This is a genomic window from Granulicella pectinivorans (assembly GCF_900114625.1).
GTDB classification, from domain to species: domain Bacteria; phylum Acidobacteriota; class Terriglobia; order Terriglobales; family Acidobacteriaceae; genus Edaphobacter; species Edaphobacter pectinivorans.
This window is the reverse complement of record NZ_FOZL01000001.1, coordinates 3412299-3431370: the sequence shown is the minus strand read 5'-3', so window position 1 is coordinate 3431370 and position 19072 is coordinate 3412299. Positions and strand designations below refer to the sequence as shown.

General features: G+C 61.0%; 21 protein-coding genes. 11 read left to right on the top strand and 10 right to left on the bottom strand.

Annotated features, from left to right (window positions below; translation table 11 throughout):
- The first annotated feature begins 14 nt into the window (after window positions 1–14).
- Both BM400_RS13630 and BM400_RS13625 read left to right on the top strand, forming a co-directional pair.
- Complete coding sequence (locus tag BM400_RS13630; RefSeq protein ID WP_245781867.1) at window positions 15–542, top strand: type IV pilin protein; 528 nt, start codon at window positions 15–17, stop codon at window positions 540–542.
- A complete protein-coding gene (locus BM400_RS13625; protein ID WP_089839672.1) occupies window positions 524–1165 on the top strand; it encodes a LolA family protein in 642 nt (213 codons plus the stop codon). The genes BM400_RS13630 and BM400_RS13625 overlap by 19 nt, the downstream gene beginning before the upstream one ends.
- An 82-nt stretch (window positions 1166–1247) precedes the next feature.
- Here the strand turns inward: BM400_RS13625 and BM400_RS13620 are convergent, their stop codons facing one another.
- A complete protein-coding gene (locus tag BM400_RS13620; protein ID WP_089841912.1) occupies window positions 1248–1757 on the bottom strand; it encodes a pyridoxamine 5'-phosphate oxidase family protein in 510 nt (169 codons plus the stop codon).
- Window positions 1758–1816: 59 nt separating this feature from the next.
- On the opposite strand from BM400_RS13620, the gene BM400_RS13615 reads away from it, so the two are divergent.
- The 4 genes from BM400_RS13615 to BM400_RS13600 all read left to right on the top strand — a co-directional run bounded on the left by BM400_RS13615 (window position 1817) and on the right by BM400_RS13600 (window position 4358).
- On the top strand, window positions 1817–2815 hold the full coding sequence (locus BM400_RS13615) for a hypothetical protein (protein ID WP_089839671.1): 999 nt from the start codon (window positions 1817–1819) through the stop codon (window positions 2813–2815).
- Window positions 2816–2831: 16 nt separating this feature from the next.
- Window positions 2832–3539, top strand: a complete 708-nt coding sequence (locus BM400_RS13610; RefSeq protein ID WP_089839670.1) for an HAD family hydrolase — start codon at window positions 2832–2834, stop codon at window positions 3537–3539.
- Between the two features lie 57 nt (window positions 3540–3596).
- Window positions 3597–4058, top strand: a complete 462-nt coding sequence (locus BM400_RS13605) for a (deoxy)nucleoside triphosphate pyrophosphohydrolase (protein WP_089839669.1) — start codon at window positions 3597–3599, stop codon at window positions 4056–4058.
- Window positions 4059–4130: 72 nt separating this feature from the next.
- Window positions 4131–4358, top strand: a complete 228-nt coding sequence (locus BM400_RS13600) for a hypothetical protein (RefSeq protein WP_089839668.1) — start codon at window positions 4131–4133, stop codon at window positions 4356–4358.
- Here the strand turns inward: BM400_RS13600 and BM400_RS13595 are convergent.
- Window positions 4346–4651 (bottom strand): helix-turn-helix domain-containing protein, encoded by a 306-nt coding sequence (locus BM400_RS13595; protein ID WP_089839667.1) that lies wholly within the window; start codon window positions 4649–4651, stop codon window positions 4346–4348. The genes BM400_RS13600 and BM400_RS13595 overlap by 13 nt on opposite strands.
- An 87-nt stretch (window positions 4652–4738) precedes the next feature.
- Between BM400_RS13595 and BM400_RS13590 the strand changes: the two genes are divergently transcribed.
- Window positions 4739–5104, top strand: coding sequence for a VOC family protein (locus BM400_RS13590; RefSeq protein WP_089839666.1), 366 nt, complete (start codon window positions 4739–4741; stop codon window positions 5102–5104).
- 20 nt (window positions 5105–5124) lie between these two features.
- Here the strand turns inward: BM400_RS13590 and BM400_RS13585 are convergent, their stop codons facing one another.
- From BM400_RS13585 to BM400_RS13570, 4 genes are all read right to left on the bottom strand, one after another.
- On the bottom strand, window positions 5125–6390 hold the full coding sequence (locus BM400_RS13585; protein WP_089839665.1) for an Nramp family divalent metal transporter: 1266 nt from the start codon (window positions 6388–6390) through the stop codon (window positions 5125–5127).
- A complete protein-coding gene (locus BM400_RS13580; RefSeq protein ID WP_089839664.1) occupies window positions 6387–7457 on the bottom strand; it encodes a CgeB family protein in 1071 nt (356 codons plus the stop codon). Before BM400_RS13580 ends, BM400_RS13585 begins: the two co-directional genes overlap by 4 nt.
- 17 nt (window positions 7458–7474) lie before the next feature.
- Window positions 7475–8746, bottom strand: a complete 1272-nt coding sequence (locus tag BM400_RS13575) for a magnesium transporter MgtE N-terminal domain-containing protein (protein WP_089839663.1) — start codon at window positions 8744–8746, stop codon at window positions 7475–7477.
- Window positions 8747–8861: 115 nt separating this feature from the next.
- A complete protein-coding gene (locus BM400_RS13570) occupies window positions 8862–10907 on the bottom strand; it encodes a M13 family metallopeptidase (RefSeq protein WP_089839662.1) in 2046 nt (681 codons plus the stop codon).
- Window positions 10908–11132: 225 nt separating this feature from the next.
- Here BM400_RS13570 and BM400_RS13565 point away from each other — a divergent pair, with 225 nt between their 5' ends.
- A complete protein-coding gene (locus BM400_RS13565) occupies window positions 11133–11549 on the top strand; it encodes an ATP-binding protein (protein WP_245781866.1) in 417 nt (138 codons plus the stop codon).
- A 13-nt stretch (window positions 11550–11562) separates the two neighbouring features.
- Window positions 11563–11910, top strand: a complete 348-nt coding sequence (locus BM400_RS13560; RefSeq protein ID WP_089839660.1) for an STAS domain-containing protein — start codon at window positions 11563–11565, stop codon at window positions 11908–11910.
- 181 nt (window positions 11911–12091) lie between these two features.
- Here the strand turns inward: BM400_RS13560 and BM400_RS13555 are convergent, their stop codons facing one another.
- From BM400_RS13555 to BM400_RS13545, 3 genes are all read right to left on the bottom strand, one after another.
- Complete coding sequence (locus BM400_RS13555; protein ID WP_089839659.1) at window positions 12092–12673, bottom strand: LemA family protein; 582 nt, start codon at window positions 12671–12673, stop codon at window positions 12092–12094.
- 78 nt (window positions 12674–12751) lie between these two features.
- Window positions 12752–13537, bottom strand: coding sequence for a TPM domain-containing protein (locus BM400_RS13550; protein WP_089839658.1), 786 nt, complete (start codon window positions 13535–13537; stop codon window positions 12752–12754).
- 66 nt (window positions 13538–13603) lie between these two features.
- Window positions 13604–14281 carry a DUF4142 domain-containing protein gene (locus BM400_RS13545; RefSeq protein WP_089839657.1) on the bottom strand — a complete coding sequence of 226 codons (678 nt, stop codon included), beginning with the start codon at window positions 14279–14281 and terminating at the stop codon, window positions 13604–13606.
- Window positions 14282–14430: 149 nt separating this feature from the next.
- Here BM400_RS13545 and BM400_RS13540 point away from each other — a divergent pair, with 149 nt between their 5' ends.
- Window positions 14431–16500 (top strand): S9 family peptidase, encoded by a 2070-nt coding sequence (locus BM400_RS13540; protein WP_089839656.1) that lies wholly within the window; start codon window positions 14431–14433, stop codon window positions 16498–16500.
- Window positions 16501–16533: 33 nt separating this feature from the next.
- Window positions 16534–17160, top strand: coding sequence for a hypothetical protein (locus BM400_RS13535; protein ID WP_175529027.1), 627 nt, complete (start codon window positions 16534–16536; stop codon window positions 17158–17160).
- Here BM400_RS13535 and BM400_RS13530 read toward each other — a convergent pair.
- The gene (locus tag BM400_RS13530; RefSeq protein ID WP_089839654.1) at window positions 17157–19064 is read right to left on the bottom strand and encodes an ABC transporter ATP-binding protein; all 1908 of its coding nucleotides are present in this window, start codon (window positions 19062–19064) and stop codon (window positions 17157–17159) included. The genes BM400_RS13535 and BM400_RS13530 overlap by 4 nt on opposite strands.
- Window positions 19065–19072 lie beyond the last annotated feature (8 nt).

The following is a 19072-nucleotide window of genomic DNA, read 5'->3' as shown; positions in this document are numbered from 1 at the left end:
GCAGGATACGAGACATGATGACGACCATGAAGACCTTTGAAGTGGCACGCAGGCAGGACCGCAACGACGACGGCTTTACCCTGATCGAACTGCTGATCGTGATGTCGGTGATGCTGATCCTGATGACGCTGGGCATTCCGCAGCTCCTGAAGCTGAGGAAGACGGCGAACGAGACCTCAGCGGTGGCTTCGGTGAAGGCGATCGGCGCGGCGGAGCTGACGTACAGTTCGGCGTATCCGGCGAACGGCTTCGCGTGCACGCTGGCGGCCCTGGGAGGTGTGCAGGGATCGGGCGCTCCGACGCCGCAGTCGGCGCAGATTCTGCCGGCCGACCTAGCGGCGGGCCAGAAGGCGGGCTATACCTTTGCGATCACCTGCGGATCCAAGGTCACGGTGAACAACCAGGATATGTACAACTCGTTCGAGGTCACGGCGGTGCCGAACTCGATTGGCCGCAGCGGCGACAAGGGCTTCTGCCTCGATGAGAACAACATCATCAAGGTCGATCCGGCGGGTGGCACGAATTGCGTGCAGGCACAGTAGTTCTCGCGCTGGCGACATGCGTTGCCAGCGCCCAGGATCTCTCGCCCCAGAGTGCCGCGATCGTTCGGAAGGTCGACGATCACTATAACCATCTGAAGACGCTGCGCACACGCTATGTGGAGCACTATGCCGGCATGGGCATGGATCGCACGGAGCGGGGAACGCTGGAACTGGCCAAGCCGGGCAGGATGCGGTGGGCTTACGACGTTCCGGCGGGCAAGCTGTTTCTCCTGGATGGGAAGTACGGGTGGTCGTATACGCCGGGTGACCCGCAGGTGGAGCGAATTCCTGCGAAGCGTCTCGATGACCTGCGGTCGCCGCTGCGTTTTCTGCTTGGTCATACGGAGTTGCGGAAGGAACTGGATGGGTTGACCGTGGCCCAAGATGGCAGTGGGTACAGGATCTCCGGTGTTCCCAAAGGACTGTCCCAGCGGGTGAAGATGCTGACCCTGGGCGTGGATGCCGGTGGAGAGATCCAGACAATGCGGCTTGAAGAAATCGACGGGGCGGTCACGGAGTTTTCGTTCACGGAGATGAAGGAGAATGTGCCGCTGGGGTCGAAGGAGTTTGTGTTTGTTCCGCCGGCCGGGGTTGGAGTGGTGGATGGTTTGCCGCCGGTTTAGCAACGCATGAGGACAACCGTGGCACGAGCGGATGAAGACTGCTTATCCGCTCGTACCACTTATCCAGTGATCACGGGCCTGCCTATACGGTGACTTTGCCTGTTTCGCCAACATCCACCTTTCCTCCCGTGGCGGCTGCGGCCAGATACTTGATGCCACGCACCAAACGGCTCGACGAGGCTTCCCAGTACTCGGCTTCCGTGATCCGGACGGCCAGGACGGCGATGTTGGGATCACCTTCGCCATTGGGAAACCATGCCTTGTAGATCGGATTCCAAAGCTCGTGGATCCTAGCCTTGTCCTGCGAAACGCTGGCGAGACCCTTCACAGTGAGGTACTTCGAGTCGCCCTTGTCGGCATACAGGAGCGAGACGTGCTCATACTGCCGAATCTCCGCTACCTTACCGCTGGCGTTCGAGGTGAGGAACCAGAGGGTGCCGTCGAAGTCGTCCGGGACCTGCGTGGCCATGGGGCGGGCGTCGAAGCTGCCGTCGGGCGCTGCGGTCGTCATCATGCACATACGGATATCCTTGATCAGGTCGCCGATCTTCGCGAGACCTTCGCGCCCGGTCAGGTGTTTTGTGTCACTCATCGTTACTTCCTCCACGGCATGTAAGATGCCCATCACGGCATCCGGGTGGGTCGATTAGAATGATGATGTTCACAGGAGCGACGATGAGGCTGCGGGACCAACATGTCGGCAACTTCCTTGCGCTTGTGCTGAGCGTGATTGCAGCCACGCTGGCTCCTCTGCAAACTTTCATCTTCGTGTACGCCTTCGTGGGCCCATTCCACTACCTCACCGAGATTGCCTGGTTGCGGAAGAAGGAGTTTTACTTCGGCCAGGGGATCGTGTCGCCGCGCCTCTATGTCATCATCGCTTCCCTGCTTTGCCTGGCGGGTAGCGTCGATGTGCTGGTGCATCGCGGGATGACCGGGTACGCGGTGGGTCTGATTCTGGTTCTTTCGCTGAGCGCGCAGGTGAAGAACCCTTATGTGCTTCTGGCGGCTGCTGTGGCGGGGTATGCTGCGAAGTTCTTCGTGCATGGCTGGGTGATCTTCGTCGGTGCGATTCTGCCGACGATCGGCCATGTCTACGTATTCACGGTGCTATTCATCATCAGCGGCCTGGTTCGTTCGAAGGAGCGACCTGTGCTGTCGTGGGTGAATCCCGTGCTCCTGGTCGCCGCGCCGTTCTTTCTTATCCGGACGAGCTGGAGTTATGCGACGCCTGGCCAGTACTGGGTGACCGCGGAGCAGGGTTTCTCGACGCTGCATGGGTACCTGGCGGGGCTGCTGGGGGGCAACCTTCATCCGGACTCATCGATTCTGGCCGACCCTGCCTCGGCGGGCGTTCTGCGTTTTCTCGCTTTCATTTACATGTACCACTATCTGAACTGGTTCGCGAAGACGGAGCTGCTGCGTTGGCACCATGTCTCGCGCAAGACGTGGGCGCTGGTGCTGACGGTCTATGCGGGTTCGGTGGCGTGCTACCTGTACAGCTTTATCCTCGGGTTTTATATCGTCAACTTCCTTGGTCTGCTGCATGTTCTTCTGGAGCTTCCGCTGAACTGGCACACGGGACACTATCTCGCCACGGCGATCCCTCGCCTGTGGCGCAGGCCGCCGGAGCAGCAGGCGACGGCCTAACGGGAGCTTTGCCAGCATGCACGTTTTTGAGACGGAAGACTTTCACGCGGCAGTCCATGCCCTTGCGCCGCGTGTGGCTGTATTCGATTGCGATGGAACGCTGTGGTCGGGCGATGCGGGGTCGACGTTCATGCACTGGACGGTCAACTCCGGCCTGGTCTCGCCCGAAGCCGCGGCATGGCTCCGTGGCCGTTACGCCGGGTATAACGCGGGAACGGTCGATGAACTGGCCATCTGCGGAGAGATGGTGCAGGTGTTCGCCGGCATCCGCGATGGAGCGATGCGGCAGGCGGCGGAGGCCTTCTTCGCCGAGGTGATCGAAAGGAATATCTTTCCGGAGATGAAGCAGTTGGTAGACGAACTGCACGCGAAGGACGTCGAGATCTGGGCCGTGAGTTCGACGTGCGACTGGGTGATCGAAGAGGGTGTGCGGCGATTCGGGATTCCTCCGGAGCGGGTGCTGGCGGCCCGCGTGAAGGTCGTGGATGGGCTGGTGACAGACGAGCTCATCGACGTCCCCACGGATGAGGGCAAGGTCGCCTCGCTCAAGCGGATGGGGATTACGGCTCCGGATGCCGTGTTCGGCAACTCGGTGCATGATGCCGCGATGCTGGCGATTGCGCGCTGTGCTTTTCCGGTGAATCCCACGACGGCGCTGATGGAACGAAGCGAGCGGGAGGGCTGGAGTGTGTACTTCCCAGCCTCGGTCCGACCGTCGCTCTAATGTCGAGCTAGATGCCCCACGGCGTTCGAGGTGGATTCGCGTCTAAACTGTACGACAGTGAAGGAACCAATCCGCAAGCTCGATAACCGGAGCGACACAGGGGGGAACAGGCCCCTGCGCCTTGTCGTGGCTGCACTGATCCTGCGTGCAGGCGAGCCTGGGACCGAGGTGCTGGTGTGCCAGCGAAAGCCCGATCAGCCGATGAGCCTGAAGTGGGAGTTTCCCGGCGGCAAGATCGAGCCGGGCGAGACTGCGGAAGAGGCCCTGGCGCGCGAGCTGAACGAGGAGCTGGGGATCGAGGCCGTGATCGGCCGGCGCGTCTCGCGGGTGCGGCATAAGTATCGCAACGGTGGGGCGATCGACCTGCAGTTCTTCGTGGTCGAGGAGTTCGGCGGCGCGCTCGAGAACAGGATCTTCAACGATATGCGGTGGTCTCCGCTGGGAGAGTTGATGCAATACGATTTTCTGGCGGCGGACCTTGGGCTGATTCGCGATCTGGCTGAGGGACGTCTTCTCTAGGCCGGAACAATCTTCCGTGAAATGCTGTGTGACGTGAGTTTGGCTGGGGGTCACCGGCCGTATCGTTGGGCCATGGATACCCTCGACTTCGATCAACTTCTTGAAGACTACCGGCAGGCCGTCGACCGTTGGGTCGATGCGATTCGCCACGAAGAATCGCTTGCCACGAACGATCACTCGATGAAAGAGATGGAGCTCTGGGACACTGCGGGGCTGGAGCTGCACGATGCGGAGCTCCACGCGAAGAAGACCCGGGATGCGTATAAGAACGCGCTGCGGATGAAGAACTACGGCTTCTGACGGCCGTTGCGCCTCCAGGGCGTAAGGACATCGTAGACCGGCGTCGCCGTCACTGTGGCTTTGGTGGCGGCAAGCAGCCTGCGCTGGACGAGCCATGCCACGGACGACTGCGCGGAGCTCTTGCTAACGCCGATGGTCTCGGCCATCTCCTGATAGCTGATCTGTATGGGCGCGTCGCGCCGCTGCTGCTCGGCGGCAAGCCATACGTAGACGAGGAACGCGACGGGGCGCCGGTCGTGGCCGACCAGATCGCGCATCAGTACATCGGTGATGTAAGGGTCGAGGGTGGGCATCGCTATACCGATCAACAATATAGCATCGAGTAGGTCATTGTTTCCCTGACGCGGCCGGACTATGGTTTGCGCAGGAGGGTTCTGGAGATGATACGTGGGCTGAAGATCGTGAGTATCCCGGTGACGGACCAGGATGTCGCGCTGGCGTTTTACACGGAGAAGATGGGCTTCAAGGTGGGGACGGACCAGCCGATGTGGCCCGGGCAGAGATGGATCGAACTGATCATCCCCGGGGCGGATACGAGACTCGCTCTGTTTACTCCGCAGGGCCATGAAGACCGCGTGGGTGGGTTCCAGTCGATGACGTTCTGGTGCGACGATGTCTTTGCGACGGCGGAGGCTCTGAAGGCGCGCGGGGTGACGCTGGCGGAGGAGCCGACGAAACAGCCCTGGGGCACATACGCGAAGTTCCGCGATCCGGATGGCAACGAGTTTGTGTTTTCCAGCCGGTAAGGAGAGACAGCCCGGAGGCTTTACATGGGTGCGCCATGGAAGGTGTAGAAGAGCATCACGGCGGTGAGGGCGATGACGATGATGCTTGTGCTCCAGGCGACGACATTGAACCAGCGCGAGTTGGTGTATTGCCCCATGAGATCGTGCTTGTTGATGAGCTTCAGCATGAAGATCAGGACGACAGGAAGCAGGACGCCGTTGAGGACCTGCGAGAGGATCGTGATCTTGACCAGCGGGAAGTTCGGGATGAGCACGACCGCCGCGCCGAACGCGATGAGCAGCGAATAGAACCAGTAGAAGAAGGGCGCTTCGGAGAAGCTCTTGTCCACGCCCGATTCGAAGCCGAGGCCTTCGCAGACCGTGTAGGCCGTCGAAAGCGGCAGAATGGACGCGGCGAAGAGTGAGGCGTTGAAGAGGCCGAAGGCGAAGAGCATGAAGGCATAGTTGCCGGCTAGCGGGCGCATCGCATCGGCTGCATCCGACGGCACACCGATGTCCCGCATGCCGTGCGTGTAGAGCGTGGCCGCGCAGGCCACGACGATGAACCAGGCGACGATGTCCGTGAAGATGGATCCTACGATGACATCGAGGCGGGTGGCTTTATATTGACGGATGCCAACACCCTTATCGACGATGGAGGACTGCAAGTAGAACTGCATCCACGGTGTGATCGTGGTGCCGATCACTGCGACGGTCATGTACACATAGGTGTGATCGGACCAGACGCTGCGGGGCGGCATGGTGAAGGTCTGCCGCATGGCCTCGAACCAGCTTGGACGGCTAAGCACACCGGTGACGATGTAGGCGATGTAGAACACACTGGCAACGAGGAAGACTTTCTCGACCGACTTGTAGTTCCCTTTTACGACCAGCGCCCACACCAGAAACGCACACACCGGAACGCTGATGTATTTGCTGACATGAAAGAGCTGTCCGGCACCGGCGATGCCGGAGAACTCGGCGAGGACGTTGCCGAAGTTCACGATGACCAGAAGGATCATCATGATGAAGGTCATGCGGAGGCCGAACTCTTCCCGGATGAGGTCGGAGAGGCCTTTGCCCGTGACCACGCCCATACGCGCGCACATCTCCTGCACGACGATGAGGGCGAGGGTGATGGGGATCATCGTCCACAGCAGCGTGTAGCCGAAGTGAGCGCCGGCTTGCGAGTAGGTGAGGATGCCACCGGCGTCGTTGTCCACGTTCGCGGTGATGAAGCCCGGACCGAGAACGGCGAGGAACAGCATGATGCTCGTGCGGGAGCGGCGCCAGAGGCTCTGCTTCATGGTGTGTCCGCCAATCCTGCCGCTGCGCGTACGTGAGGAAGGATGGTCTCGGCGCGCTCGACAATGAGCGCCTCCTGGCGGTCGTTGTAGTAGCCATCGCGGACCCCGCGTGCGTGTCCGGCGGCAGCGATGCGGGTACGTGCTTCCTCGTCGGGAAGGTACTTGCGGATCTTCGCGACGCACTCGTCGATGCCGGTAAAGAACACCGCCTCGACATCTTCCTCGAAGCGCTGCATGTGGCCTTCGGAGCGCTCGGCGAGGAGGAAGCCCCCGCAGCCGGCGATTTCGAAGCTCTTGTGGACGAACTCGTCGAGATTGGAGTGCGTGATGAAGCTGAGGTTGATCTTCGATCGCCAGACGCCTTCGCGATACGCGTCCTGGTAGAGTTCCCCGGGGACGGGATAGATAGCTGCCGCAGCCTCTGGACCGAGCGCCGCGCTCCAGCGGGTCGTGCCTGAGACCGAGACGGGGAGGCCGAACTCCTTCCACAGACGCGTGAGGAACTGCGCGCGGTCGTCGTATGGGCTTCCGATAAAAGAGACACCGCGATCGCGATCGGCGTCTGACCAGCCGGCGGGCGGCGGATACTGAATCGTAGGCTCGTACGCTGTCTGGATTTTGATCACGTCGCGGGCGCCGTGGGATTTGTAATCGGCGATGTTACTTGTTCTCTGGACGACATGCAGATCGAAGAACGGGATGCACTGCATGTAGAGACGCCAACCGGGATCCTGCCGTGGACCGAAGGCGTTGTCGATCATGTAGCTGACCGTGACGATCCCCATGGCGCGCAGCTTGGCGAGCGTGGAAGGCCGCAGCCAGACGACTTTGTCGGCCCAGAAGATCGCGGGTTTCTCTTCGCGTGCGATGCGGAGAATCGTCTCGTTGAGGCGCGTGACATTGGGACCAACCGGAAAACGGTAGGTGACCTTCCACAGGAACGCGCTGGACGGCCGGAAGTCGATGGCGTTCAGCGGAATGACCGTGTGGCCCAGGCGCTCAAGAGCCCACAGGCGATGGAGAGCGGTGTCGTTCTTCGAGATGTTGCCGCAGTAAAGGATCTTCATCAGTGCTTGTGTCCGAGTCAGTGCTTATGGCGTAGATTGGCGATGACCTGTTCGGCGTGGATTACGCCGGCAAGGTGGTGTTCGTCGTCGATCACCGAGAGCGAGCGGAGATTGTATTTGTCGAACAGCTCGGCGACCTTCTTGCCGCTGGCATCGAGCCGGCAGGTGACGATGTGTCCCTGAGGCAGGCTGGAGAGAATTGCAGACGGTTTGGCGAGGACGAGGTGGACGATGGGGACCAGACCTTTGATCGCGCCAGCGTCGTCGATGAGGATGATGTCGGTGACGGCTTCGAGATCGCCTTCGAATTCGTGCAACGACTGAATGGCGAAGGAGACGGAAGCCTCGGGGGGCAACGCGATGTACTCGGTGGTCATGCGGCCCGCGGCGGAGTCTCCGGAGAACTCGAGCAGTTCCTCAACCTCCTGCCGCTCCTCCGGATCCATCTCCTCGAGAATGGCGTCGGAGCGCTCTTCGGGGAGTTCGGCCAGGAAGTCGGCGGCGGCCCCCGGATCCATCTCCTCGACGATGCCGGCGACGACCTCGGAGTCGAGATCCTGGATGAGCGCCTGCTGCATCTTCGGCCCAACCTCTTCAAGCGCCTCAGCGGCAACCTCTTCGTCGAGCGAGGTGAAGAGCGCCTGCCGTTCCGCCGGGGCGAGTTCTTCGAGGATGTCGGCGATGTCGGACGGGTGCATGTTGGCGAGGCGGTTCTGCTCGATCTTCAGCTTCACCCGCCGCGATGGATCGCGTTCGATCAGATCGACGAAGTCCCACGGAATTACGCTGGGCGGGAGGCGCGTAGCCAACGATTCCACGGATGCCTGCGGGAGCCCTTTGAGCAGACGGCGGACGGCACCACGCAGTCCGACCTCGACCTCCGCAATGCGAAGGGAGAGACGGTCGGTGCCGTCGAGGCAGGCCTCCCAGATGAGATCCACGTCGTTGACACGGACGACCTTGTGACCGTAGACGTCGATGATCTGCTGATCGAGGAGATCGCGTTCGAGCAGAAGATAGGCCTCGGCGTCGGGCATATCGAGAATCTCGGCTTTGCTCCTGAGGGTAAGGCCCTTTTGCTGGTTGACGAGGTCCATGATGCGGACCAGCGTAGGTGCTTCCTTCTTTGAAGTGCCCCCGCGCAGGACGAACCCAAAGACGTGGGAGGCGTCCTCGGAGGGAACAACCGCAAACTCGCGGATCTCGCCGAACGCAGAGCCGTCAGACGCAATCACGCGCGCTCCCAGAAGCGCGGAGACGCTGGTCCTCTCGTTGGCGTGTCGAGTCATTGGTGCCTTCCCTGCTGGTTGTGATGCGCATTTGGAACGTGGCGGCGGTAAACCACCTTCGCGACGAGACTTCGGTCGCAAAGGTGGAGCACTCTCTTGTTGTACAGCTTCTTCGTTACCAGACCTTGCAGACGTTGGCTTTGACCATGGGCTGGCCGACCTTGCATCCGAAGGCAGTGGCGAAGTCGGGCATGTTGGTGACGATGCCATTGATGCGGGCAAAGCCGGGCGAGTGTGGGTTCGTAATGGCCGAGACGCGGAGGTTGGCCTCGCGGTCATTTTCGCATGCCCACTGGGCAAAGCCGATGAAGAAGCGCTGATCGGGGGTAAAGCCGTCGAGAGGCTTCAGCCGCTGATTCTCGATCTGATGCTTCCACGCGATGTAGGCGATCAGCGTTCCGCCCAGGTCGGCGACGTCTTCACCGCTGGTCAGCTTCGAGTTGATGTGGATGTCGTCGACGATAGTATATGTCGCAAACTGGTCGCGCAGGCAGTTGATACGGTCTTCGAAGCCCTTCGCATCTTCCTTGGTCCACCAATCCTTGAGGTTGCCCTCGGCGTTGAACTGGCGGCCTTCATCGTCGAAGGCATGGGTGAGTTCGTGGCCGATGGTCGAGCCGGTGTTGCCGTAGTTCGGGGCGTCATCCGCCTTGGGATCATAGAGCGGCGGCTGCAGAACGCCGGACGGGAAGTTGATGTCGTTCATCTGCGGATTGAAGTAGGCGTTGACGGTCGGCGGCGTCATGCCCCACTCGTTACGGTCTACGGGCTTGCCGATCTTGGCCCAGTTGCGCCTGGATTCGAAGATCGTGGAACGAAGCGTGTTGCCGAAGAAATCTCCCGGCTGGATGGTAAGCGACGAATAGTCGCGCCAGGTGTCGGGATAGCCGATCTTGTTGCGGACGGCGTGCAGCTTGCGCAGAGCTTCTTTTTTGGTTTCGGGGCTCATCCAGTCCAGATGCTCGATCTCGTCGCCCATGACGGTTTCGATCTGCTGGGTCATGATGAGGGTCTTAGCCTTGGTCTCCGCGGCAAACGTTCGCGCCACAAACTCCTGGCCGAGCGCCTCGCCCAGCGTGCGGTCCACGGTTCGGACGCAGCGCTTCCAACGGGGAGGCGGCTGCTGCGTGCCGCGCAGATAGTGGCTGAAGAACTCGAAGCTGGCGGTCTCAAACGGGGCCGAGAGCGAGGGCGCGGCGGCGGTCAGGAGGTGGAAGCGCAGGTACGACTTCAGCGCCTCGAGCGGCTCGGTCTTGAGTTCGGTGTCGACAGCCTTCTGAAATACGGGCTGCTCCACGTTCACGGTCGCGAGGTTGGCGTGACCGCGTGCGACGAAGAACGCCTTCCAATCGATGGACGGGTTCAGCGCGGTGAGGTCGGCGACCGACATTTTGTGGAAGCTCTTGTAGGGGTCACGGCGTTCCACACGCGTCAGCGAGGCGTTGGCGAGGGCGGTCTCGATGCGCAGAACGTCGGCGGCGTCGGTTGCGGCCTGGGCGGCGGGCTCCCCGGCGAGGGTGAAGAGTTGGGAGATGTACTCGACGTACTTCGCACGGATCTCGACCGAGCGCTTGTCGGTCTTGGTGTAGTAGTCGCGGTCGGGCAGACCGAGTCCACCGGCACCGACCGTCGCGATGACCGAATTCGAATCGGACGGATCCTGGTCGCCCCCGGCGTTGCTGAAGAACGTCCCCTGCGCCTCGCGGTCGAGCCGGTCGATGGCCCGGTCAAGCGCCGCACGGTCCTTGATCGCCGCGATGGAGGCCAGCTCCGGGCGGAGCGGATCGATGCCGCGCTTGTTGATCCTCTCGGTGTCCATGCACGCGCCGAAGGCGTCGCCGACCTTCTGCTGGATGGCGTTGCGATTCTTCAGTTTGGAGTCGGTTTCGAGGATTCCCCAGAGAAACTGTTGGTTTTCGTCCGTCAGCTTGCCATAGACGCTCCAACTCGCCTGGTCTGCGGGGATGGGATTGTTTTTCTTCCAGCCGCCGCAGGAAAACGCGTAGAAGTCGTTGCAGGGGTCTACCGTGCGGTCAAGCGAGGTGAGGTCGAGCACAGGGGAAAACGGCATCTGCTGGATGGGAGCGGCGTGTTGCTGCGACGGAGACGCCACAGCGAGCGACAACAGAACAAGCGGAATCCCAAACGGCAAAAGCTTCATGCAAATTTCTCCTATAGTTCGCATCGTAAACCACTGGGCGGAAAGGCGTCTCGGATGAGGGTTTCGGTCGGTCCTCCTTGACATCCGCGCCCGCGCCAAGCAAACTGCCAACATCGGTGCATTGGCGGAATCTGGCCTTTGCGGCAAGTCTTGGAAGCGGCATGAAGTTGTTTGTCTATTGTTTCTCTACAAAGGACCGAGTTGGCCGAACCTACTACAAGCCGTGTGAGTTTTACATTGGATTCGTCGCTTGCCAGCGTCAACAAGGTGGAGCAGACGGCAGAGGACTATGCGGAACGGGCCGGGTTCGACGAGGACACCGTTCCGAATATCGCCATGGCCGTTCGCGAAGCTGCGGTAAACGCCGTCCTGCACGGAAATGCCTACGATCCTGAGAAGGTCATCACGGCATCGTTCGAGACGACGGCGGACGATCTGATTATTCGCATCGGCGACCAGGGAGCGGGACTCGATCCGGATACTGTTCCGGACCCGCTGGCACCTGAAAACATTCTCCGCGGCTCCGGCCGTGGGATCTTTCTCATTCGAGCTTTCATGGATGAGGTAAACTTTCGCCAGTTACACCCCGGAACCGAACTGACACTTATCAAGCATCGAACACCCGCGCAGCCGGGGACCTAAGGAGACCTACTCAATGAGCATGAAAGTCAAGACCCGTCAGGTAGACGGTGTCACCATCCTCGATCTCAGCGGCCGCATCACACTCGGCGAAGGCAGCGTTACCCTGCGGGATGCAGTACGCGATGTGCTTGCCAAGGGCTCGAACAAGATTCTGCTGAACCTGGGTGAGATTAGCTACATCGACAGCTCCGGCATCGGCGAGCTGGTCAGCGCCTTCACGACCGTGAAGAATGCAGGCGGCGAGCTCAAGCTGCTGAACCTGACCAAGAAGGTCCACGATCTGCTCCAGATCACCAAGCTGTACACCGTATTCGACGTCAAGGACGACGAAGCGACCGCAGTCAGCGCGTTCACCAAGTAAGGCTGTTCAGGAACGAAAAGGCCGTCGCTTTCGCGGCGGCCTTTTCTTGTTACGTGTGCCCTACGCGGGAGCGATCACTTCATGACTTGTGTACCAGTCTCGGTAGTCCGAAATCGTAAGGGCTCTCCCGTTGGTCGGCGATGAACTCTCTTTCCTGCCAACGGGAGAGCGACACGGGACTTTACTTACCGAAGTCGACCTTCGGTGCAACCGAGTTGGCGGCATCGCCCTTGAAGTACTCATCGCGGTACTGGAATCCAGCCATGCCGGCCCAGATGCTCGCCGGGAACTGGCGAACCGAGATGTTGTAGTCCTCGAGCGTCTTGTTATAGCGCTGGCGCTCGACGGCGATGCGGTTTTCGGTTCCGGCCAGCTCATCTTCCAGCCGGATGAACTGCTCATTGCCCTTCAGATTCGGATACGCCTCCTGGAGACGAAGCAGCGGGCTGATGGCTACGTCGAGCTGCTTGTTGGCCTGGATGCTCGATGCGCGATCCGTCGCGCCGATGACGGCTGCGCGGGCGTTGGCGATGTTCGTGAGGACGGTGGTCTCCTCATTCACGTAGCCCTTGACCGAGGCGACGAGGTTCGGGATCAGGTCCATGCGGCGCTGCTGCACGACGTTCACCTGCGAGTACGCCTGGGTGACAGCCTCGTTCTTGACTACGAGCGTGTTCTTGGTGCTGATGTAGCTTCCGCCGACGAAGAGCAGTACGACGATGATCAGGCCGACGACTCCGAGTGCGATCCAGAGAGATTTCATTTGGTTCCTCTTGTATTGCTGGTGATTCTACTGGTTGTATACGAATTTCTGGTGGATTTCGTTCCCGTCTCTGCCGGTTTACCAGTCGCCGCTGGCTCCGCCCCCTCCCGAGCTTCCTCCGCCAAAGCCGCCGAAGCCTCCTCCGCCACGGTCGTCGTCACGGCCTCGCCCGCCGCCTCCGCCGCTGCCCAAGATATTGCCGAGCAGGAAGAAGATGAGGCCGACGTTGCCCGTTTTGATGAGCAGAAACAGGATGAAGAGGACGATGCCGCCAACGATCAGCACCTGGAAGAGGCTCAGATGGATCGGCTGCTGGACGTTTTCGCGGTGATACGTATGGACGGGCTGGACGCCAGACAGTGTGACACCCGCGTCCGTCGCGATCACCTGTGCGATAGCATTGACGCCGATGGGAATGGCCGTGTTGTAGTCGTTCTGGCGGGCCGCCGGGGACATCTGCCGGCCGATATCACCGACCTTCGCGTCGTTCAGGATGCCCTCAAGCCCGTAGCCTACCTCGATGCGGCCGGCACGGGGACTCATGACAAAGAGCATCAGCAGTCCCTTGTCCGTTCCCTTCTGGCCGACCTTCCACTTCTCTTCAAGCTGGGTGGTGAACTCTTCGATCGAGGAGTCGCCGTCGATCGTCTTGATCGTCACCACCGCGATCTGTGCGTGCGCCTTCTGGTCGACCTGGGTGCATAGGTCTTCAAGCGTCTGTTTTGTGTCAGGGTTGAGAACCCCGGCAAAGTCGTTGACGTAGCCCTTGGGTGCGGGAAGATCGGAGACCTTCTCCGCCGGGGAGACGTTGAGCCCGAGGACGAACAGAGCAAGGGCGAGCGCAAGTCTTCTAGGCCAGATCATCGATACGATTCTACGCTTTGCCGGGTAGGAAAGTTCCGTTACGCCGTGGGAGTCGATCTCGCCGGGTTACTGCTGGACAGGAGCAGGAGGAGGCGTGGGACGCGGAGGCAGGATGTTGCGCTCCTTGGCCATCTTTACCACCATCCGCATATGATCTCGGATGACGAGTTCCCCCTTGTCCACCTCTGCCTTGAGGACGGGGTCGTTGGTCCCCATGGACTCCTCACGGAAGGCGCGCCAGCCTTTCCGGTGATCTTCGAGCATGGCGAGGATGAACGCCTTGTCGAACTCATCACCGGAAAGCGAGGCGAGCTTGTCATAGGAGGCCTTATCGTCCTTGTTCATCTCTTTAGGCAGGCGAATGCCCATCTGATCGGCGATGGGCTTCAGGTCGGACGAGAGCTGCGTGTGGTCGGTGACCATCTTGCTGCCGAACGCCTTCACGTCGTCGGACGAGCCTTTTTCTGCGCCAAGCTGGCCGAACTTCACGTCCGCAATGCTTCCCTCGGCGGTCCTGCGGAGGAACATCTTATCCTTCATCTCCTGCCCGGTAACGCCCGGAGTGGCGTTGGTATCGTGACCGGTGGCCAGCGGAGTGGCTCGGTTCGGGCTCTGTTGCTGCTGCATCGGCTGGGGCTGCTGGACGGGGCTCTGGGAGTCCGGATAAAGCTGGGCGAGGAGTGCCATGGGGCTCAGGACGATGGCGGTAGCGACGACGGCGGTGCGAATGCGCTTCAGTTCCATGAAAATCTCCTGACTTGGACCGGCTGCAGAATCGCGAACGACTGTGCAGGGATACTACACGACAGGGCGGCCCACCCTCTATAGGTTGTTTCGGGGAGGTGGTTGGTTGCCTCACGGGCGGGTATGCTGGGGATGGAGAGTGTAGGCACATGCAGAGCGATTTGAAGGCGCCGGTCGCGCGCCGCGATACGAAGTCCGTGGCAATCCACGGAACCGAACTGGTCGACGATTTTGGATGGATGCGCGAGAAGGCCTCGCCTGAGGTGATCGACTACCTAAATGCCGAGAACGCGTACACCGAAGCCGCCATGGCCGGCACGAAGGATTTGCAGGCAAAGCTCTACGCGGAGATGTTGTCGCACATCAAGGAGACGGACGAGTCGGTTCCCTATCGCAAGAACGGCTGGTGGTATTCGAGCCGCACCGTGGAGGGGCTGCAGTACCCCATCCACTGCCGCAGGACTGCGCCGGACGCCGAAGAGATCGTGATCCTCGACGTCAACACACTGGCCGAAGGGCAGGCGTTCATGGCTGTGGGAGACATGGCGATCAGCCCCGATGGCTGGCTGCTGGCCTACTCGACCGACAATACCGGGTTCCGCCAGTACACGCTGCATGTGCGGGACCTGCGGACGGGCGAAGACCTCCCCGACACCGCCGTCCGGGTGGGATCTGTGGCCTGGGCCGCCGATGGCAAAACGCTCTTCTACACCACCGAAGACGAGGGAACCAAGCGGCACGACCGACTGTTTCGCCATGTACTCGGCGGCGAGCCGGTGCAGATTCACCACGAGGAAGACGAGCGTTTCAACCTCGGCGTCGGCAAGACGCGCGACGCAAAGTACCTGCTGATGGAGGCCGGAAGCCACACGACGAGCGAGTGCCACTTCCTCGCCGCGGATACGCCCGAAGGAACCTTTACCTTGATCGCCCCACGCGTCGATGACCAGGAGTACTCCGTCGACCATCGAGACGGCCTGTTCTACATCCGCGTGAACGACACTGGCGAGAACTTCCGCATTGTGACCGCGGAGGTTACAAACCCCGGTCGGGACCATTGGACGGAGTTTCTTCCCGAAGACAAGACTGTTCCGCTGGAAGACTTCGACGTCTTCCAGACTTTTCTGGTGACCTCGACCCGGCGGGAAGGATTGCCTGTCCTCAAGGTCTACCCGCTCCTCAAGGGTCCGAAGCTCGGCGAAGCAAAGGCCATTGCGTTCCCCGAACCGACGTACACCGCAGGCGGCCACGCGAACCCGGAGATGGAGACGACGAAGTACCGCTACAGCTATCAGTCGCTGGTATCGCCCGCTTCGGTGTATGAGTACGACGTCGCTAGCGGCACCTCGACGCTGCTGAAACAGCAGGAGGTGCCGGGAGGATTCGACGCATCGCTGTATGCCTCGGAGCGCGTCTGGGTCACGGCTGAGGATGGAGTGCACGTGCCAGTCTCGGTGGTGTATCGCCGCGAGAGCTTCCGGCGCGATGGCACAAATCCCCTTTACGTGTACGGCTACGGATCGTACGGCTATGCGCTTCCAGTGGGCTTTGGGGCAACCCGGCTGTCGCTGCTCGATCGCGGTGTGGTCATTGCCTACGCTCACATCCGCGGCGGCGGCGAGATGGGCGATGCGTGGCACGATGCCGGCAAGATGATGGTCAAGCGCACCACCTTCACGGACTTCATCCGGGCCACCGAGCACCTCGTCGCAGAGGGCTACGGCGCGAAGGATCGCGTTGCCATCGAGGGTGGAAGCGCGGGTGGCCTACTGATGGGAGCCGTCGTGAATATGCGCCCCGACCTGTTCCGCGTCGTGTTGTCGCATGTACCGTTCGTGGACGTCATGAACACGATGCTCGATGCGTCGCTGCCGCTGACCGTCGCCGAGTATGAGGAGTGGGGCAACCCCAATGAGCCTGAGGCCTATGCTTACATGCGCTCCTACTCGCCCTACGACAACCTCGCCGCTGGCCCCTATCCATCGATGCTCGTCAAGACCAGCCTGAACGACTCCCAGGTCATGTACTGGGAGCCCGCGAAGTATGTGGCCAGACTGCGCGGGCTCAAGACGAACGACACGCCCCTGCTGCTGCACATCAACATGGACGCCGGTCACGGCGGAGCATCGGGCCGGTACGACTACCTGAAGGAGATTGCGTTCGATTATGCCTTTCTCCTCATCCAGTTGGGAGTGGAAGGCGCGGAAACAAAGTTCTAGACAGATTCCGTGGGACGCGGTCCAATGTCTCGCATGCAGACATTAGGTTTATCCTCGACACCTCAGCCCACGGACAATTTGTTTAAGCGCCTGTTCTGGCCATCCATCGAGACACAGTACGACGTCGATCTTCTGGGCCAGCAGGGCTTTTACGTGTGCACAGCGGTCGGCGGCGTTTCGTTCCTTCTGCTACTTTTCCTCGGGATGCCGTTCGTTGGCATGTTGACCGCCGCCGTCTATTTCCTGGCGGCATGCGGTGTCAGAGAAAGAAGCATCGCCGCATCGGCGCTGGCCTTTGCACTCTACCTGACGGGTTTCGCCGGAGGCATGGTGCATGGCGGCGGGGGAAATCCGTTCGTCGGCCTCGTCATCACCATGCTCTTATTCTCGAACCTTCGTGCGACAGTGCTCGCACGAAGGTGGTCGAAGCAACCCGACGATGAGACAGAGTTCCATCCCTCCGACCGCAGTTCTACAAGCGTGCTGGACCGCTTGTCCAACCAGCTTCCACCGAAGATATGGCCCAGGGGGAAATTTGCTTTCTTCCCACTCGTTGGCCTGTATCTTTTACTCGCTGTCGTTGGACTGATGATGACGAAGCGCATCCCGCAACCTCCGCAGCAGCCGGTGATGATCGAACGTCTCGACACCCGCCCTTAGGCCTTCGTCGCCGTCTCCAAGACACTATCTCCCTCGCCTGGAGCCAGGAAGAGGTTCGCCTCCAGCCCATGCTGACGCGTGTACAGGTCGTAGTACCGCCCCTTCGCGGCGTACAGCTCGTCATGCGTCCCGCGCTCGACGATCAGGCCACCCTCGACCACCAGGATCTGGTCCGCACGGCGAATCGTCGACAAGCGGTGCGCGATGACGAACGTCGTACGGCCCTGCATGAGGTGCTGCAGGCCCGCCTGGATCATCGCCTCCGACTCTGAATCCAGCGAACTCGTCGCCTCGTCGAGAATCAGAATGCGCGGGTCGGCTAGGATCGCGCGCGCGATCGAAAGCCGCTGGCGTTGGCCGCCCGAAAGCTTCACGCCGCGCTCGCCCACGATGGTCTCGTAGCCCTCTGGAAACTTCTCCGCGAACTCGTCGACGCGCGCGATCCTGCAGGCCGCCATCAACTGTTCTTCGGTAGCCAGCGGACGGCTGAAGAGGACATTCTCGCGGATCGTTCCGTCGAAGAGGAAGGTCTCCTGCAACACCACGCCCAGTTGTTCGCGGAAGCTCGACAGACGGACATGCGAGAGGTCATGTCCATCGACGAACACCTTGCCGCTTGTCGCCGTGTGGAAGCCGCACACCAGTGAGATGATTGTCGATTTGCCCGACCCCGACGAGCCCACCAGGGCCGTCACCGTGCCCGGCCTCGACTCGAACGAGACGCCGTGCAGCACCTCCTTGGCCTCTTCGTACGAGAACCTGACGTCTTCAAACCGAATGTCGCCATCGATCGTCGAGAGCACCTCGGTTCGTGTCGGTTCGGAGTCTTCCATCTGCTCGTTCAGAATCTCGGTCGTGCGATCCAGCCCGGCGAGCGCCTCGGTCAACTGCGTTCCGATGTTCACCAGCCCCGCGATCGGCGCGATCATAAACGCCAGGAACATCACATAGGTCACATAGCCGCCGGTCGTCAGGCGTCCAGCCACCACCTGGTGCGCTCCAAGCCACATGATCAGAGCGCCCACGAATCCGAGCACCCCGGTCGACGCCAGGGACATGAACGACTGCGCCGTGATCGATGAGATCACGTTCGCCAGCAGGCGGTTGACGCCCGCGGCGAAGACGTTCGCTTCCGAGGCCTCGGCATGATATCCCTTCACTACGCGGACACCGCCGAGCGACTCCGTCAGGCGTCCCGTGACCTCCGCATTGATCACCGCGCGCTCGCGGAAGATGGGCCGGATGGTGCTGAAGGCCTTCTGCAGGATGACCCCGAAGATGACCAGGATGACGAAGGTCAGCAGCGTCATCCGCACGCTGAGGTGGATGAGGTACGCGAATGCGAAGATGGCGGTCAACACGCCACCGCAGAAGTCAATGACGCCCGTGCCCATCAGGTTCCGCACGCCTTCGACATCGGTCATGATGCGCGCGACCAGGGTCCCTGTGCGATTCTTATCGTAAAAGTCCACGGGCAACCGACCGATGTGAGCCTGGACCTTGGTCCGCAACTCGGCGATCAGGCGCTGTCCGGCCTTTGAGAGAAGCTGCGTAAGAATGAAGCTGGTCGCGCCCTGCACGATGGTCGCCGTCACCACCGCGCCGACGATCCAGGGCAGCACGCCGATGTCGTGCTGGCCCATCACGCGGTCGATCAGGTATTTCGTCGACGCCGGCAGGATCAGCCCGCTGGCGCGGTTGACGATCATGATCAGGAAGCTGCCGGCAAGCAACATCCGGTAAGGTTTGATCAGCTTCCAGACCTCGGGAAGCATCTTCTTCAGGCTCGGTTTGGGACGCGAGGCGGTAAGCTTGGCGGCGGTGGCACGGCCTGTGCCGCGAGAAGGGCCGTCAGCAGCGCGCATTCCCGTGCCGAAGTTGGTGGATCCCATGGAAGCGGACATATCTCCAA

Coding starts and splice junctions, on each gene's coding strand:
- BM400_RS13630 (WP_245781867.1), top strand. CDS start 15: ATGATGACGACCATGAAGACCTTTGAAGTGGCACGCAGGCAGGACCGC.
- BM400_RS13585 (WP_089839665.1), bottom strand. CDS start 6,390: ATGAAGCAGAGCCTCTGGCGCCGCTCCCGCACGAGCATCATGCTGTTC.
- BM400_RS13600 (WP_089839668.1), top strand. CDS start 4,131: ATGGATACCCTCGACTTCGATCAACTTCTTGAAGACTACCGGCAGGCC.
- BM400_RS13615 (WP_089839671.1), top strand. CDS start 1,817: ATGATGATGTTCACAGGAGCGACGATGAGGCTGCGGGACCAACATGTC.
- BM400_RS13610 (WP_089839670.1), top strand. CDS start 2,832: ATGCACGTTTTTGAGACGGAAGACTTTCACGCGGCAGTCCATGCCCTT.
- BM400_RS13590 (WP_089839666.1), top strand. CDS start 4,739: ATGATACGTGGGCTGAAGATCGTGAGTATCCCGGTGACGGACCAGGAT.
- BM400_RS13570 (WP_089839662.1), bottom strand. CDS start 10,907: ATGAAGCTTTTGCCGTTTGGGATTCCGCTTGTTCTGTTGTCGCTCGCT.
- BM400_RS13595 (WP_089839667.1), bottom strand. CDS start 4,651: ATGCCCACCCTCGACCCTTACATCACCGATGTACTGATGCGCGATCTG.
- BM400_RS13535 (WP_175529027.1), top strand. CDS start 16,534: ATGCAGACATTAGGTTTATCCTCGACACCTCAGCCCACGGACAATTTG.
- BM400_RS13580 (WP_089839664.1), bottom strand. CDS start 7,457: ATGAAGATCCTTTACTGCGGCAACATCTCGAAGAACGACACCGCTCTC.
- BM400_RS13575 (WP_089839663.1), bottom strand. CDS start 8,746: ATGACTCGACACGCCAACGAGAGGACCAGCGTCTCCGCGCTTCTGGGA.
- BM400_RS13555 (WP_089839659.1), bottom strand. CDS start 12,673: ATGAAATCTCTCTGGATCGCACTCGGAGTCGTCGGCCTGATCATCGTC.
- BM400_RS13545 (WP_089839657.1), bottom strand. CDS start 14,281: ATGGAACTGAAGCGCATTCGCACCGCCGTCGTCGCTACCGCCATCGTC.
- BM400_RS13550 (WP_089839658.1), bottom strand. CDS start 13,537: ATGATCTGGCCTAGAAGACTTGCGCTCGCCCTTGCTCTGTTCGTCCTC.
- BM400_RS13620 (WP_089841912.1), bottom strand. CDS start 1,757: ATGAGTGACACAAAACACCTGACCGGGCGCGAAGGTCTCGCGAAGATC.
- BM400_RS13540 (WP_089839656.1), top strand. CDS start 14,431: ATGCAGAGCGATTTGAAGGCGCCGGTCGCGCGCCGCGATACGAAGTCC.
- BM400_RS13530 (WP_089839654.1), bottom strand. CDS start 19,064: ATGTCCGCTTCCATGGGATCCACCAACTTCGGCACGGGAATGCGCGCT.
- BM400_RS13560 (WP_089839660.1), top strand. CDS start 11,563: ATGAGCATGAAAGTCAAGACCCGTCAGGTAGACGGTGTCACCATCCTC.